This window comes from Acinetobacter sp. YH12151 (assembly GCF_013418355.1).
Taxonomy (GTDB): domain Bacteria; phylum Pseudomonadota; class Gammaproteobacteria; order Pseudomonadales; family Moraxellaceae; genus Acinetobacter; species Acinetobacter pseudolwoffii.
The window spans coordinates 109,217-125,143 of record NZ_VPCG01000005.1; the positions used below are offsets into that span (position 1 = coordinate 109,217).

The window sequence follows — 15,927 nt, forward strand, 5'->3', positions numbered from 1 at the left end:
TTGAGGGGATTTTTTATTTTTCAATCAATTAGTCTTAACTTTCTCAATCGCGAACGAATACCACCCTCTTTACGTGAATGTCGTTTTGCAATTTCTTTAATAGACAGCTTTTCATCCATAAATGCATCAATCAGACGAACTTCCTCATCTTCTGTCCACTTTTGCCCAATCATTGAATCATTGATATTTTCTATATCTTCTTGGGAAATGGTTACTTCAGATTTTTCAATACTAACTTCCACCGAGCTTTCTTCGACGTCCAATAAACTAGTTGTTTGCTCATAGATCTTTTTAACATCGGCAAGAAATCCTTTATTTTCACATCCCAGGATAAATAGTTTATTTTGTGCACGAGTCATACCCACATAAGCAAGTTTTCGCTCGGAATCTAAATCACGATTTTCACCGAGTCGTGGCATGTAATCTAGCCCGACGAAAAAAACATGTGGAAACTCCAAACCTTTGGATGACTCCACATTCATAATTTTAATTGAATTTTTATTTAAGTCTAATGCCTTCTTCTCTACGCTGCTAAAAATAAATTCTGCTTCAACATTTGGTATATAAGTATTTAATTTTGACTTCAACTCACTCACAAAAATATCGTATACGGCTGATTTTGCCTGTAATACAGCAATCTCCCTTGATGCAGTTTCTGATTGCAACAATTGACGAATTTTCCGAGCGATCAAATCGGCCAAGTGACGGACATCATTTTTATGATAAATACTTGGATATTCTCCTGTTTTACATTCGCCTGTGTCAGGATCTAAAATACGATCGTATTCGTCATTATTTTGTAAGCTATCCGGTTGTTTAGAATTCAAAAATGCTTTGGCAATATCTAAAATTTCTTTAGTATTACGATAACATTTATATAGTTCTACTGGTTTTTTACCTTGAACCTGCAAGCCAACAGAGCGCCAGCTTGGCTTTTTGCGGTTGAAAATATTTTGTGCAGGGTCATAACAGAACAAAATATTGTTACTCTCAGATTTCACTAGTTTAGATAGCCCAATAATCCATTCCTGCGCAAAGTCTTGTCCTTCATCAATCAGAATAGCGTCATATAATTCAGCGTCTAGTACATCCTTCTTTTCCAGGTAATCCAGTAAAATGTGCCCCACCCGGGTATTATATTCGGACTGCTTTTCCTGAAGCAGCATAGATAAATTCGCTCCAGTTAGCTGCTTGACAAGGCTATGAAAATTAAGAACTTCAATTTTCTTATTAAAATCATCACCGAACATATGCTTTAAATGGTTGCATAAAGAATTGTTATAACAAACCACTAAAATCTTATAGTCAGGATAAATTGTTTTTAGATACTTGGCACGGCATGCTAAAACCAAAGTTTTGCCACTTCCTGCTACACCTTTTAAAATACGATGCCCATCACCAATATTTTTGGCAATTGATTCTTGTGTTAAATCTAAAGCTTTAATTTCTTGTGGCTCTAAGGCAAATAGCTCATCTTGTTTAAACTCATTGACACGAATTTCCGGAAAAATCATATACCGAAGAAATTTCTCTTCCGCCTGAGTTAAAGGTTCAAATGGAAATGCAACATCTTGGAAAGCCTTAATTAATTTTTGTTTAAACGTTTTATTTTCGGCAACTAAACGTAAATCATCCTTGTATATGGTCTTATGCTCGGAGCTAATAGCTGGAAAGCTGAGTCCAATCCCCTTAGCATCCTCTTGTTTTAATTCAGTATAAATCACACAACTACTGATCGGAAACTTAACATTTCCTTGATAGGGACCACTCTTTTGTAAAAATATCGCAGTCTTTTTGAATTGATTTAAAATATTTAGCATGCACTTACGTACTTGCATTTCAGGATTCTGAACAGACACTATTTTAGTGTCATTTTTATTATAAAAATGTCCTGTGAATGTATCTGGATTTAGTGTTTCAAATCGTTCTTTTGACCAATCCTTGACTTCAACTACTAATAAACCATGCTTTGGCAACCATACCAAAAAATCAGTATAACGATTTAATGCTTTCGGTTCATACCAGATAATAGCATTTTCATCTTGAAATATATGTTCCAATAATTGGTAAACTTTCCTTTCCCCACTACTGGCAGATCTTAAGTGTTGTATATTTGGAGGAATGAGTTCAGCCACGATAATATTTTCTCTAAATCTTAATTAATAAATTGAATGATATATCAAAGAAAGCTCACTAATCTAATAGCACAATCAAATTCCAGTTCATCTTTGTAAAAGGTAATAGGTTTTACTTCTTAATAGAGAAATTAAATCAAACAATATACATATCAAAAACGTTATTTTTCTGACTCATTCATTAAAATTTATCCGCTTTTACATTTTTAACTCTGCAAAAATCATTACTTTCTATAATAATAGAGCAATAAATTTATCTCCCAAATCAATCACTCTTGGTGTTCCAATGAAAAAACTCATCAACAACCCTGAAAACCTGGTTGTCGAAATGTGCAAAGGCTTTGTCCTCGCTCATCCAGAACTCGCATTTACCGAGTCACACAAAATCATTTCAAGAAAAGCAAAACATAATAATGTCGCACTGATCAGTGGTGGCGGCAGCGGTCATGAGCCGGCACATGCAGGCTTTGTCGGCGCAGGTATGTTAGACGCAGCCGTATGTGGCGATGTCTTTGCATCTCCATCACAAATTCAGGTCTATAAAGCATTGCAGCATGTCGCAACAGACAAAGGCGTGCTGATGATCATCAAAAACTATTCTGGCGATATGATGAATTTCCAGAATGGTGCAGCGCTTGCAACAGATGACGGCATTAACGTGGATTACGTCAAAGTAGCAGATGACATTGCAGTCAAAGACAGCTTATATACTGTCGGTCGTCGTGGTGTTGCCGGTACAGTATTGGTGCATAAAATTGCCGGTGCAGCTGCATCAAAAGGTTTAGAGCTTGCGGAAGTCAAAGCTGTGGCTCAAAAAGCTGCGGACAATGTCATTAGTCTTGGTTTTGCTTATAGCTCATGTACCGTTCCTGCCAAGGGCACACCAACCTTTACTCTTGCCAATGATGAAATGGAATACGGCGTGGGCATCCACGGTGAACCAGGGATTCGTCGTGAAAAAATATTGCCATCAAAAGAACTGGCACAACGTATTATCGATGACCTTTTTCTTGACCGTCCTGACCTGACTGAAGTAGCGGTATTGGTCAATGGTTTTGGTTCAACGCCAATGCAGGAGCTGTATGTCTTTAACAACGATGTTTGCGAACATTTGGCACGTAAAGGCATCAAAATTTATCGTACTTTTGTCGGTAACTACATGACCAGTATCGACATGAACGGTGCATCGGTATCTTTACTTGCTCTGGATGCTGAACTGAAAACCTATTTAGATGCAGAAGCCAATACCCCTGCATTTAAAACGGATGGTTCACCTGCACTACCTTTTGAATTTGCAGCAAAAAATGCAGCAGCTGAACGCAGCGCCAATACCGAAGTTGAAACCCAACCTGAACATGCAATAATCAGCAATGAGCAATTCACGATTGAGAATATGCGTTATGTCGTCGATGTCATGGCGGCTTGCATTATTAAAAATGAAGTGCCTTTCTGCGAGCTAGATGCCCATGCCGGCGATGGTGACTTTGGCATGAGCGTGGCCAAAGGCTTTAAACAGCTGAAACGTGAATGGCAAAGTCTGATTCAAGCGCAGCATATGGATGAATTCATGCTGAACTGCTCAATGATCATTATGGAACACTGTGGCGGTGCATCAGGTCCAATCTGGGGTTCAGCCTTCCGTGCCGCGAGTAAGGCCATTCAAGATAAAACCAGTTTAACTGTCACTGACTTTGCTGAAATGTTGCAGGCGGCAGTCAAAGGCATTCAAGTGACCGGTGAGCGTTCATTTGGTCGTGGTGCCGTGGTGGGGGATAAAACCCTGATTGATGCCCTAGTACCATGTGCAGATTCATGGTCTGCCAATACCGGCAAGACTTTTAAAGAAAACTTTGTCTTGGGTGCAGCGGCTGCGGTAAAAGGTGCAGAATCGACTCAAGAGATTGTAGCACGTATGGGGCGTGCCGGTACGGTCGGTGACCGTAGCTTGGGCTATCCGGATGCCGGTGCACATGGTTTAGGTGTGATCTTTAGCGACATTGCAGCACATATTAAATAAATCATTTATTAAAAAAGCCTCGAATCATCGGGGCTTTTTTTATTTCCAGGATACAGCCGGTGCTCAAGCAAGACAGCAGGTAATCCTCCCATAAATAACCGAAGTTAAAAGTAGAGGTTAAGCAGCCATTAGAGGTGGCCTTCCTTTGTTTGCTTGGTGTGGTCTTTCATAGTTGTAATGCCACAGCCAACTCGTTGCATAATCTTGTACTTCTTCCAGTGTGTCAAATAGATGCTTGCTTAGCCAGCTATAACGTATAGTCCGATTATAACGTTCAATATACGCATTCTGCTGTGGCTTACCTGGTTGAATATATTCAATACGAATACCTTGTTCAGTTGCCCAGCGTACAAATTCATGACTGATAAACTCCGGGCCATTGTCACACCGAATAACTAACGGCTTTTCTCGCCACTCCAGCAACTGATTCAACGTACGAATAACTCGGATTGTAGGTAATGAGAATCCTGCTTCAATCGCTAAGCCTTCTCGACGGTAGTCATCAATCACATTTAATAATCGGAACTTTCGACCATCGATCAGCTGATCATGCATAAAATCTAATGACCAGACCTGATTTTCTCGGATTGGTTCTTTCAATGGTTCAGGCGCGTGCCGTTTTAGTCTTCTTCTCGGTTTAATACGCAGATTTAGTGCCAACTCACAGTAAATGCGGTAAACCCGCTTGTGATTCCAGCAGTGATTCTCAACATGTCGTAAATATGAGAAGCACAGACCAAATCCCCAATCGGAATTTTCCTCAGTGAGTTCAATGAGCTGTTTAGCAATTAATGCATTGTCATCGCAAAGTTTAGCCTGATAACGGTAGCAGGTTTCACTAATGCCAAATGCAGAACAAGCTAAACGGATACTAACCGCATGCAGGGCAACGGCTTGTTGAGCCATCTGACGTCGGCAAGATGGCTTCACCACTTTTTTGACATTGCTTCCTGAACAATCTCTGCCTTTAATCGCTCTTCAGCATACATTTTTTTTAGTCTGGTATTTTCTGCTTCCAGCTCTTTCAGTCGAGCCATCAATGAGGTATCCATACCGCCATATTTGGCACGCCATTTATAAAACGTGGCATTACTCATGCCATGTTCACGACAAAGGGTGGCTACAGGTGTGCCAGACTCCGCCTGTTTTAAAATGGACATGATCTGGCTGTCAGTAAATTTAGATGTTTTCATGCAGAATCTCCTGCTTGTATCTTAAGAGAAAATTCTACTTTTAGATCCTTTTATTTTTAGGGGGGATTACCAGCAGAAAGAACGTCTATTGAAATTTTTCTAGATACTTGTTCAGGTTTTCTTTGACCACGACCCTTTTATTGCCCTTCATCTGTGCTTCACTCAAAATTCCTTCCGAGTCAACCACCACAACAGGATGACCATCCTTTTTCAAACGCGCCACGCCTTCAAATAACATGCGGGCGCCGACATTATGAATTAGGGTCAAATTGGTCAGATCCAGTATAATTCGTTTTTTGCCTTCCGGTTCATCTTCCAAAATACGCAGCAGCATTTCCGATTCAGTAAACTGCAATACGCCACGCAGTTCATACACCACCACATGATCGCGTTTTCCAGTGAGATAACGGTTTTGTAAAATGGTTTGTGCCGACGGCGTTCCTTCCATTAAATGTAGCCCCATTTCCCGGGATATACGTTCAAAGATATCGACCCCACGCGCGCTATGCCCATGTTCATCAATTCGTGGAGAAAATACGGCGATGCCCACCTGTCCAGGCAATACGCCAATAATGCCGCCTGCGACCCCACTTTTTGCCGGAATGCCCACCGTGGTCAGCCAGTCACCGGCAGCATCATACATCCCGCAAGTAAGCATCACGCTCAGGACTTGCCGCACCACAGAACGATCCAATAATTTTTTACCGGTCTGCGGCTGAATCCCACCGTTGGCGAGTACCCCGGCAATCATCGCCAGGTCTTTGACCGTCACCTTGATTGAACATTGCTTGATATAACCATTGACAATCGCTTCTGGATCTTCTTCCAATACTCCTACTGTACGCAGCATATAACCCAAGGATCTGTTACGAAACGCCGTTTTCAGTTCAGAGGTATATACATCGGTATCAAAACTCAGTTCACGTCCAGCCAAACCGCTTAAAAAACGGCGCAACTGTTCCGCCCGGGATACTGTGCGTTTATAGGGAATCAGGGAATGGGCAGTAATGGCACCCGAATTGATCATCGGATTTTTCGGAATATTGGTGTCTTTCTCCAGTGAAATCTGGTTAAAGGCCTCGCCCGAAGGTTCCACGCCCACTTTTTCCATGACCTTGGTCAGGCCGACTTTCTGCAAGGCCAAGGCATAGGCAAAAGGCTTGGACATGGACTGCATGGTGAACTCAACCTCGTCATCACCGGTGGAATAGATCGTGCCATCTACGGTGGAGAGTGCCAAAGCAAACTTCTCTGGATCGACTGCTGCCAGCTCAGGAATATAGTCGGCCAAGGCCCCTTTATCATTGTCTTGGCAGGAAGTTAAAACATGCTTGAGATAGTCTGGCACCGGTGTTTTCATCGAATGAGCGTATTCCAATTCACTATTATTTTTAACTAACATAGCGGTTTTTGACTTAAGTACCAGAGTGAAAAGGTAATTTTCTGCATATCTGTGTGATGGGTTGTGCACGCTTTGCGTCAGCTCCTTCAGAAATTAAATTGTAGGTTTGTTTTAATTTTCTTTTTCAGAGCGATCAAAAAAGGGCAATACTGCCCTTTTTATTGAGTCTGGATGATCTATTTCACCTTGGTTCTGCGAATCATCTTGTACAGGACTTTTGGCGAAATACGCGACACCAGTACCCCGAGTTTTTCTTTCTTGCCGCCAATCACGATATATTCTTCGCCACTCTGCAAAGCTTGTACAGTTTGGCGGGCAAAATCTTCTGCGGACAGACCATTTTCAATCGCTTCATCTGCATGCCCTTGTGGCTTCCCTTGACCATTTAAAGCGTTCAGGGACACATTGGTTTTAACAAAACCGGGGAAAATCACCGATACGCCAATCCCCTGATCTGCCACTTCAGCACGCAGGCTGTTGGCCCACATATGAATTGCTGCTTTGGCTGCGGAATAAGACGCGCGATATTGTGTACCGAGCAAACCTGCAACACTGGAAATAAACACAATACGGCCGGATTTTTGTGCCAGAAAAGTTGGCAGTACGGTTTTGGTCAAAAATACCTGCGAGAAATAATCGACTTCCATAATGGCGCGTTCAGTCTGCATGGTGGTTTCTGCAATCAGGGCACGCTGACTGAGTCCGGCATTATTGATCAGCCAGTCAATCCGGCCTTTTTGTTGCACAACCTGCTCATAGGCATGGCGAACCTGACTTTCATCGGTGATATCAGCCGTGATGGAAATATGTTGATCCGGATTGATCAGGCTTTGGCGCACATTTTCCAGTTCTTCATGACGGCGCGCAGTCAATATCACCTGCGCTCCCTGTGCGGCACATTGCTGTGCAATCGCCTTGCCTATCCCTGAAGATGCGCCAGTAATCCAGACCACTTTTCCATTTAAACTTTCAACTTTCGCCATGAAATCCTGTTTCCTTTGTTTTAATAAATATGGTGCGGCCTTTCATCTTCCAGAAATGCCAGTAAATGCTCGAAATAATAACGCATCGTATCAGCATCATAGATATTACCGAGTTTATCAAAACGTTTATAGCCGAGCTGGGTGGTTAGGTGAATCACCCCATTTAAGGTTTTATCGACCACAACATTAAACTTCAACAGGTTTTTCGGTTCACGGATCAGACAGGTCACGCCCTGATCAACGACCTGGGTAAAGGCTTTGAGTGCCGGCGAGACATATTGATGATTGCCGGTTTTCATCTGATCCACACAACCCAGTAACTCCATCACCAGCATCTTTTCCACCGGATAACGCACAAAAACATCGCCGTCATGCGTATAGGTCATGCGATGCAGATAATTCACCATGGGCATGAGCCGTTCATTGCCAAATAAGGAAACCGACCAAGGCATATATTTACGTGTCGTCTCAATAATGTGCTGAATCACTTTTTCAGATTCACTGTCGGGAGATTTCGCGATCTGCACCATCTGACCAAAAATCTGGTCAATAATTTCACAGGCCATATCGGCCAGATTTTCACCGAGCGGTTTAGCCAGACTGTCTGGATCACCGGCATTTAATCTAGAATGAAGGTCGATAAAGCGCTGATGGGTTTCAGGCTGGATCTTCAGGGAAATGCTATAGCTCATCTTGTTATCCTTTTTAATCTTCTGCGATGAGTCGCGTTTTTTATCTTTGCATCATACGACGAGTTGCTCTGCATGCCAATTGTCTAAAGTTTGCATTTGGTTAAGCTGCCGCATGCACTATTTTTTTTGCTACAATAGATCCAATTTTTCATCTACTTTTGATCTGTTCGAACTATGACTGATTCAGCGCAAAATATCGCGACAACCTACGATCCGACCGAGATCGAGAAAAAATGGTACCAAACTTGGGAAGAGCGCGGCTACTTCAAGCCCTCTGAAAAAGGCGAATCATTCTGTATCATGATTCCGCCGCCAAACGTCACTGGTAACTTGCACATGGGTCATGGTTTTAACAATGCCATCATGGATGCATTGACCCGTTATAACCGTATGTCAGGTAAAAATACGCTTTGGCAACCGGGTACTGACCACGCCGGTATTGCCACCCAAATGGTGGTAGAACGTCAGCTTGGTGCAGAAGGCATTAGCCGTCATGACTTGGGCCGTGAAAAGTTCATCGAAAAAGTCTGGGAATGGAAAGAACAGTCTGGCGGTAATATTACCCGTCAAATCCGTCGTTTGGGTTCTTCTGTAGACTGGTCACGTGAACGCTTCACTATGGATGATGGTCTATCCAATGCGGTCAAAGAGGTATTTGTAAAACTGCATGAACAAGGTTTGATCTACCGTGGTAAACGCCTTGTTAACTGGGATCCAAAATTACAAACGGCGCTTTCTGACTTAGAAGTTGAGTCTGATAAAGAAGAAGCAGGTTCATTGTGGCATCTGAAATATTTCTTTGAAGATAAATCATTGCGCACGCACGATGGCAAAGATTATATCGTGGTCGCAACCACCCGTCCTGAAACCCTGCTCGGTGATACTGCCATTGCAGTTGCCCTGGATGATGAGCGTTATGCGCATCTTGTCGGCAAAAACATCATCCTGCCGATTACCGGTCGTAGCGTGGCAATTGTTAAAGATGAATATGTTGACAAAGAATTTGGTACAGGCTGTGTAAAAATCACCCCTGCGCATGATTTCAATGACTATGAAGTGGGTAAACGCTGCGAATTGCCAATCATCAACATCTTCAACAAAAATGCTGAAGTGTTGGCTGAGTTTGAATACATCGCAAAAGCCGGCGAGCAAATTTCTAAAACCATCCCTGCACCTGCGGAATATGTGGGCTTAGATCGTTTTGAAGCACGTAAAAAATTAGTTGAACAAGCTGAAGCTGAAGGCTGGTTAGAGCAAATCCAACCGTATACGCTTAAACCACCTCGCGGTGACCGTTCAGGGGTCATCGTTGAGCCGTTACTGACGGATCAATGGTATGTGAAAATTGCACCGCTTGCTGAGCCTGCAATTAAAGCGGTGAAAGATGGCGAGATTAAATTTGTACCTGAGCAATACAGCAACATGTACATGGCCTGGATGAACAACATCCAAGACTGGTGTATCTCGCGTCAATTGTGGTGGGGTCACCGCATTCCTGCTTGGTACGATGTAGATGGTAATGTTTATGTAGGTCGTGACGAAGCTGAAGTTCGTGCGAAAAACAATATCCCTGCCGATGTTCAATTAGACCAAGACGAAGACGTACTCGATACATGGTTCTCATCGGGTCTTTGGACGTTCTCAACTTTAGGTTGGACTGGCGATGAAGCCAAAGATAAAGAAAACTATTTCTTAAATACTTTCCACCCGACTGATGTACTTGTGACTGGTTTTGACATCATCTTCTTCTGGGTTGCCCGCATGATCATGATGACCATGCACTTCATGAAGAATGAAGATGGCACACCACAAGTACCGTTTAAAACTGTGTATGTACACGGTTTGGTACGTGATGGCGAAGGTCAGAAAATGTCTAAATCTAAGGGTAACGTGCTTGACCCATTAGACTTGATTGACGGTGTTGATCTTGAAACTTTGGTACAAAAACGTACCACAGGTTTGATGAACCCGAAACAAGCAGCGAAGATTGAAAAATCGACTCGTAAAGAATTCCCTGAAGGGATTCAATCTTACGGTACAGATGCGGTTCGTTTCACATTCTGTGCGCTTGCGAACACCGGTCGTGACATCAAGTTCGACATGAAGCGTGTTGAAGGCTACCGTAACTTTGCCAACAAAATCTGGAACGCAACCCGTTTCGTGATGATGAACTGCGAAGAACAAGTGATTGGTCAAGAAGTTCGTCAAGACCTTTGGGAATTGCCTGAACAGTGGATTGTAAGCCGTCTACAAAAAGCGCAACAAGCAGTGCAAACCGCATTTGCAACGTATCGTTTAGACTTGGCTGCGCAAGCGATTTACGAGTTCATTTGGAATGAATACTGTGACTGGTATGTCGAGCTGACTAAGCCTGTTCTGAATGATGAAAATATCTCGGTAGAACGTAAAGCCGAAATCCGCCGTGTTCTTCTTGCTGTGATGGAAGCGTCTTTACGTTTGGCACATCCGTTGATGCCTTACTTGACAGAAGAAATTTGGCAAACGCTTGCGCCGAAACTGAACATTTCTGGCGAAACAATCATGTTGGCTCAGTACCCTGTTGCTGACCAAGCGCTCATCAATGATCAAGCTGAAGCTGATATGCAGTGGCTGCAAGGTTTGATTGGTGCGGTACGTAACATTCGTGGTGAAATGGGTCTAGGTAATGCGCGTTTGTTGCCTGTTCTGCTTCAAAACACCACTGATGCTGAAAAAGCACAGATCGCACGTATTGAACCGTTGTTTAAAGCATTGGCGAAAGTTGAAAGCATTACCTTCTTAGGCGACAGCGAACAACCACCATTATCTTCATCAAGTGTTGTAGGTCATGTATCTGTATTCGTTCCAATGAAGGGTTTAATTGACCCTAAAGCGGAATTGAGTCGTCTACAAAAAGACTTAGACAAGGTTCAAAAGCAGCATGACCAAATTGCCACTAAACTTAGCAATGAAGGTTTTGTGGCGAAAGCACCTGCGGCTGTAGTTGAAGGCGAGAAAGTGAAACTTGCTGAGTTTGCTGACCAATTAGCGAAGATTAAAGCGAATATGGAGCAGATTGCAGCGCTGTAAGGTATTGTCAATTTAATCATTTTTGTAGTATAAAGGGCTGATTATTCAGCCCTTTATCTTTATTGAAATTATTAAAATGCTAAACAATAATAGAATAGAAATTAATCTTGGGATTATTGATAGTTCCATTTCATATTGGGCTTTGCATTTTTATTCCATTTTGGAATGCTTAAGTTCTCATAAAACATTGACTTACCCTGCTCATAATTTGAAGAGCTTTCCCATATGGTCATTAAGCAATATGAAAGGGCATTATCCTAATAGTTTTTGGGATGATATGGAAAAAAGCATGAGAAACTGGGGAAGCCAATATTTTTTCACACACTTTTTAAATCAAAATTTGGGATTACCAATAGTTGACGAACTAAAATCGCGGCTAGATGATTTATTTTATGTTCGAAAAACGTTCGACTATAATAATTTTGAATTCTTTGTTTCTGGCAAAGATTCTAGATTATTTTTAAATCTTAACAAACGGTATGATGAAATTTATCCTAAAAATTTCAACCTTAACCCGCTACAAATTTTAGACCTTGAAAATTATTCTGACTTTTGTTTAGTTCTAAAAAATACTGAAGAAAATAGAAATATTGGAATTTTTGGAGAAGTTGAAGGATGGCATGGAGAAAAATTACTGCGGAACTCTTTTTGGGATCAGAGAAAATCTCAGCACTGTGTAATGGGGGTAGGAGCTATTGACGGAACAGATAAAAAACTATACATCGAAACTTTTTACCATCAAGGTAAGTTCCCAAAAATCATAGTATTATTTGAACAGTCTCATTTTATCATATCTGATTTTTACAATATTCTACAAGAATTTAGAAATATGTTTTATCAGGGTGCATATTATAAATGTCATTCACGTGATGAAAGTATCATATTTATCATTAATTATATAATAAGTAATTGGGATGAACCTGTTGGAACCATTTTATCTTTTCTCCGTAGCCAAATATACGGAAATGGAAATTTAATAGGCATTATTAAAGATGAAAAAATTGAAATAATTCCTTCTATTGATGCTAAATAATAATTAGGTTAGTTGTATTAGTTAAGCATTTATTAGATATCTAGACCTGTTTTTACACTATCTCTTTTTCAAGCCGACAGCCTCTAAAAACTTGGTTCGTTCAGCATCATATTCCACAGCATCATCCGTTCCATGCTGTCCACCATCTACCTCAATCACCAAGCCAATTTCATGACAGTAAAAATCTAGAATATAAGGTTTGATCACATGCTGACGACGAAATTTAAGATTCATAAATCGCTTGGCGCGTAGAAGTTGCCACATTAAATGTTCTGCATCGGTGGCAGTGTGACGCATGGATTTGGCGAAGGCGAATAATCAGCGGGTTAAAGTGCATAAAAAAGCATCGTCAAAATGACGATGCTCTGAATGACAATCAATGCTAAAAATTACTCAAATGACCAACTAAATGCTCTGCTTTTCAGTAAAATTTTTAAGTAATCAAAATCCTTATAATCATTTAAACGCTTTTCATCTCTTAACAGTTTTGCTTGAATATCTGCTAAATCGCGTTGATATTTTTTTATCAAATCAACAGGTTTAAAACGCTGTTTGTAAAAACCAGAGCCGATCCAATCAAATGAATAAATAATATCATCTATTTCAAATTGTAATTTCTCTACTTGCTCTTCCAACAATAAATTATAAGATTTCAAATGCTCATTCGCGATTTTTGTTGCCTGTTCCTGATCACCTTGCGCTGTAAAAACACGCAATTTCAAAAGAGTAAGCAAATCTTTTTCCTCTAATGCAGCATTTGCTTGCTGTAATAATTCGGTTTTTTCAATGCGCTTTTGTTCATCTTGCTCTCGATCAGGGTGAATTAAGGCAGCAATTTTTGAATAAATGCTTTTTAGAGATTGCCCTGCCATTTTTTTCGCTTCTTCAAGCTGTGTTTGCTTCTTTAAAATTTTCTTTTTTTCCTTTTCAACAAACTTTTGATATTCATCACGCTCATCTTCATTAAGCTGATTTTGAATAAAATTTGCTTCTTCTCGATCTAATTTATCTTTTACTTTTTCCATAAACGCGTCGAGATTATTGAGATCCAAATCAAAGTCAAGCCAAGCTACGGGTACCCCGATTTGGTCTGCTATCATTTCTTTTATGGCTTGTTTTTGCATCATTTCATCAGCATCATGCGCTTGATGCGAATGATCATTTACATGAGAGCTGACTTCTTCAGCATCAGCACTTTCTTCTATCAGCTCATAATGTTGAGCAATGATAAGCGTCAACTCATGTTGTTGTTCAGAAAGATTCGGATTATTAAGCAGCTGACTCGCTAAAATTGAAATTTTTTCATCTAAACGCACTAAATATGTTTTTGCGATTTTATGCGTATTTTTATATTGCCAAAGCGTCTCTAATTGAGCGAACAAAACGTGGTGCCACTGACGATATACAGGTAATAGCTCATCTCTTGCATCCTCTTGAACTTGTTTTTGCGTTTGTTGCCAGTCCGCCAATACCATTTGTAATTGCTCAATTTTTTCAAGCAACCGATTAAACTTTTTTTGTTGTGCCGATAATTTTTCACTCGTTTGATAAATGCTTAAATCTAAATTGCTCATTCACTGACTTCAACGCTAATCTTAATTTCTGTAATATTTTAGCATAATGAATAGCATACAAACTTTTTGCTTAGTTCAAAAAAACTATATTCTTTACAAAACCCCATGCTCCAACAACATCCCTAGCCCACTCTCTTTCCCCATAAAACTCAGCCGTTGCTTCTCCGCTTTTAACTGATGCTTCACGTTCGAAACATCCGCATCAATCTGTTTATACAACTGCTCAATATTGAGTTGCCCTTTGGACTTTTGCACCGCAATTTTGGCTTTATTTGACCATACAAGTGAGTTAATCAATTCCTGCATCTGCTGTTTTAAGGACTGGCTTTGTGCTTCTAACGCCTGTTGGTAAAACTTGAATTGTTCTGTGCTTAAACCTTTGTTTGAACCGTTTTTACTTTGCTCAACTTCAAGCTGAATTTTCAGTAAAAAGAATAAATCTTCCTGTTCGTATGCTTCATTGGCACGTTGTAAAAGCTCGGTCTTTTCCTCTTTTTTAGCTTCATCGGGCTCACGATCAGGGTGAATGATGGAAGCAATCTTGAGATACACAGTTTTGAGTGATTGATTCACCATCTTTTCAGCTTGCGCTTGTTTTTCTTGCTGACGTTTTAACTTGGCTTGCTCACGTGCTTGTTGGTATTGATCATTATTCCAATCTTCAAATACATCATCGGCTTGGACTGTTTCAGTTTCAGGCTCATCAAAAGTGTCTATATTTTTCTTCTTGTTTTTTTTCTTGCTGTATTCATCTGCCTGCTGATAATAGACATGCATTTTTTCCACTTCATCTAACTGCTTTTGACTCAGCAAATGTGAACCTTGTAGTAACCGTGCTAAAGTTTGGATTTTATCTTCCACCAATGCTGTATTTGATTTCGTGAAACTATAACTACTTAGACCATTCCAAAGTGTCTTCATCTGTTCATACAAAGTGCTATATAACTCACGATACGCAGGCATCAGCGCCTTTTGACTATAGGCACGAATGTCATCTTGGGCATGTTGCCATGCAAGCAATAACTGTTTCTGCTGTTCAATCTCATCAATTAAACGATTCAGCTTCTGATGCTGTGGTGAGACTTCTAGCACAGTGTGAGGCGTGGTTTTTAACTCAAAAGACATGACATTCAAGAGCAACAAGACAAAGGAGAAGTTTAGCGGTTTTATAAATCAAATGTAGGCCAAGAATTGCAACAAATATGCACTCTATATCACTAAATTTTTGTTTAATATAAAAATAAATAACAATTACTGAAAACTGGCTGTACTGGAGGGAGATTCAGATGCCGACACAAGCAGATTTAATCTTTAATCAGGAACTGGCCGCATGGGTACAAGCCATAGGTTCAGTGATTGCGATTTTTGTGGCGATTAGTGTGCCCTTATATTTAAACCATTTGGCTAAAAATCGTGATGATGCATTACAGGATATGCAAAAACAGAAGTTCTTTGTCACGATGCTGCCGACGCTTTACCGTATTCGCCGTTATAGCACTGACTTTATTGAACAAATAAATGCTTATCCACAAAGTACTCAAAATATTTTACATACCTTGGAAACTGAGTATCTGGAACTGATTCCTGTTTTTTCTAAAGAACTGCATATCTTTGTACATAGTCAAATTTATGACGCCAACTTGAACCAGCTCGCATTTGAGCTGTTTCATTCTGAGGAAATTCTGCAACAGCATTTACTACAGCCTCATGACCAAAAACAGCTCAAGCATCAGGCGTTATTAACCAAACATAGTCAACATATTCAAGAGTTCAGCCAGCAGCTGATTATGCAGATTGAAAAGAGCTATAACCTAGAAAGTTAAATACTC

11 protein-coding genes and 1 pseudogene are annotated in these 15,927 nt (G+C 40.6%); 4 read left to right on the forward strand and 8 right to left on the reverse strand.

Annotation, left to right across the window (positions count from 1 at the left end):
- Positions 1-20: 20 nt before the first annotated feature.
- Positions 21-2,135 carry a nuclease-related domain-containing DEAD/DEAH box helicase gene (locus tag FTU82_RS03075; RefSeq protein ID WP_180085140.1) on the reverse strand — a complete coding sequence of 705 codons (2,115 nt, stop codon included), beginning with the start codon at positions 2,133-2,135 and terminating at the stop codon, positions 21-23.
- A 286-nt stretch (positions 2,136-2,421) separates the two neighbouring features.
- On the opposite strand from FTU82_RS03075, the gene dhaK reads away from it, so the two are divergent.
- Positions 2,422-4,152 (forward strand): dihydroxyacetone kinase subunit DhaK, encoded by a 1,731-nt coding sequence (gene dhaK, locus FTU82_RS03080; protein WP_180085138.1) that lies wholly within the window; start codon positions 2,422-2,424, stop codon positions 4,150-4,152.
- Positions 4,153-4,269: 117 nt separating this feature from the next.
- Here dhaK and FTU82_RS03085 read toward each other — a convergent pair.
- From FTU82_RS03085 to FTU82_RS03100, 4 genes are all read right to left on the reverse strand, one after another.
- Positions 4,270-5,345, reverse strand: a protein-coding gene (locus FTU82_RS03085) for an IS3 family transposase (RefSeq protein WP_104487443.1) whose coding sequence is annotated in 2 segments (ribosomal slippage) — positions 4,270-5,093 and positions 5,093-5,345 — 1,077 coding nt in all. Because the reading frame shifts where the segments join, the coding sequence is not laid out codon by codon here.
- Positions 5,346-5,430: 85 nt separating this feature from the next.
- Entirely contained in the window at positions 5,431-6,705 is a 1,275-nt protein-coding gene (locus FTU82_RS03090) for a glutaminase (RefSeq protein ID WP_180085136.1), read from the reverse strand.
- Positions 6,706-6,923: 218 nt separating this feature from the next.
- The gene (locus FTU82_RS03095; RefSeq protein WP_074383104.1) at positions 6,924-7,730 is read right to left on the reverse strand and encodes an SDR family oxidoreductase; all 807 of its coding nucleotides are present in this window, start codon (positions 7,728-7,730) and stop codon (positions 6,924-6,926) included.
- 20 nt (positions 7,731-7,750) lie between these two features.
- Entirely contained in the window at positions 7,751-8,422 is a 672-nt protein-coding gene (locus tag FTU82_RS03100) for a hypothetical protein (RefSeq protein ID WP_100534430.1), read from the reverse strand.
- A 174-nt stretch (positions 8,423-8,596) separates the two neighbouring features.
- Between FTU82_RS03100 and FTU82_RS03105 the strand changes: the two genes are divergently transcribed.
- Both FTU82_RS03105 and FTU82_RS03110 read left to right on the forward strand, forming a co-directional pair.
- Positions 8,597-11,491, forward strand: a complete 2,895-nt coding sequence (locus FTU82_RS03105) for a valine--tRNA ligase (protein WP_180085134.1) — start codon at positions 8,597-8,599, stop codon at positions 11,489-11,491.
- A 76-nt stretch (positions 11,492-11,567) separates the two neighbouring features.
- Positions 11,568-12,524 carry a hypothetical protein gene (locus tag FTU82_RS03110; RefSeq protein ID WP_180085125.1) on the forward strand — a complete coding sequence of 319 codons (957 nt, stop codon included), beginning with the start codon at positions 11,568-11,570 and terminating at the stop codon, positions 12,522-12,524.
- Positions 12,525-12,593: 69 nt separating this feature from the next.
- Here FTU82_RS03110 and FTU82_RS03115 read toward each other — a convergent pair.
- From FTU82_RS03115 to FTU82_RS03125, 3 genes and pseudogenes are all read right to left on the reverse strand, one after another.
- Positions 12,594-12,842 (reverse strand): annotated as a pseudogene (locus tag FTU82_RS03115) (endonuclease domain-containing protein); the annotation flags it as partial.
- A 71-nt stretch (positions 12,843-12,913) separates the two neighbouring features.
- Entirely contained in the window at positions 12,914-14,098 is a 1,185-nt protein-coding gene (locus FTU82_RS03120) for a molecular chaperone DnaJ (RefSeq protein WP_075167554.1), read from the reverse strand.
- A 93-nt stretch (positions 14,099-14,191) separates the two neighbouring features.
- Positions 14,192-15,223, reverse strand: coding sequence for a molecular chaperone DnaJ (locus FTU82_RS03125; protein WP_180085123.1), 1,032 nt, complete (start codon positions 15,221-15,223; stop codon positions 14,192-14,194).
- Positions 15,224-15,384: 161 nt separating this feature from the next.
- On the opposite strand from FTU82_RS03125, the gene FTU82_RS03130 reads away from it, so the two are divergent.
- Positions 15,385-15,921, forward strand: a complete 537-nt coding sequence (locus FTU82_RS03130; RefSeq protein ID WP_180085121.1) for a hypothetical protein — start codon at positions 15,385-15,387, stop codon at positions 15,919-15,921.
- Positions 15,922-15,927: the final 6 nt, after the last annotated feature.

What these genes read in the sequence shown, in the direction of transcription:
- FTU82_RS03125 (WP_180085123.1), bottom strand. Translation starts at nt 15,223, where the DNA reads ATGTCTTTTGAGTTAAAAACCACGCCTCACACTGTGCTAGAAGTCTCA.
- dhaK (WP_180085138.1), top strand. Translation starts at nt 2,422, where the DNA reads ATGAAAAAACTCATCAACAACCCTGAAAACCTGGTTGTCGAAATGTGC.
- FTU82_RS03090 (WP_180085136.1), bottom strand. Translation starts at nt 6,705, where the DNA reads ATGAAAACACCGGTGCCAGACTATCTCAAGCATGTTTTAACTTCCTGC.
- FTU82_RS03100 (WP_100534430.1), bottom strand. Translation starts at nt 8,422, where the DNA reads ATGAGCTATAGCATTTCCCTGAAGATCCAGCCTGAAACCCATCAGCGC.
- FTU82_RS03120 (WP_075167554.1), bottom strand. Translation starts at nt 14,098, where the DNA reads ATGAGCAATTTAGATTTAAGCATTTATCAAACGAGTGAAAAATTATCG.
- FTU82_RS03130 (WP_180085121.1), top strand. Translation starts at nt 15,385, where the DNA reads ATGCCGACACAAGCAGATTTAATCTTTAATCAGGAACTGGCCGCATGG.
- FTU82_RS03110 (WP_180085125.1), top strand. Translation starts at nt 11,568, where the DNA reads ATGCTAAACAATAATAGAATAGAAATTAATCTTGGGATTATTGATAGT.
- FTU82_RS03095 (WP_074383104.1), bottom strand. Translation starts at nt 7,730, where the DNA reads ATGGCGAAAGTTGAAAGTTTAAATGGAAAAGTGGTCTGGATTACTGGC.
- FTU82_RS03105 (WP_180085134.1), top strand. Translation starts at nt 8,597, where the DNA reads ATGACTGATTCAGCGCAAAATATCGCGACAACCTACGATCCGACCGAG.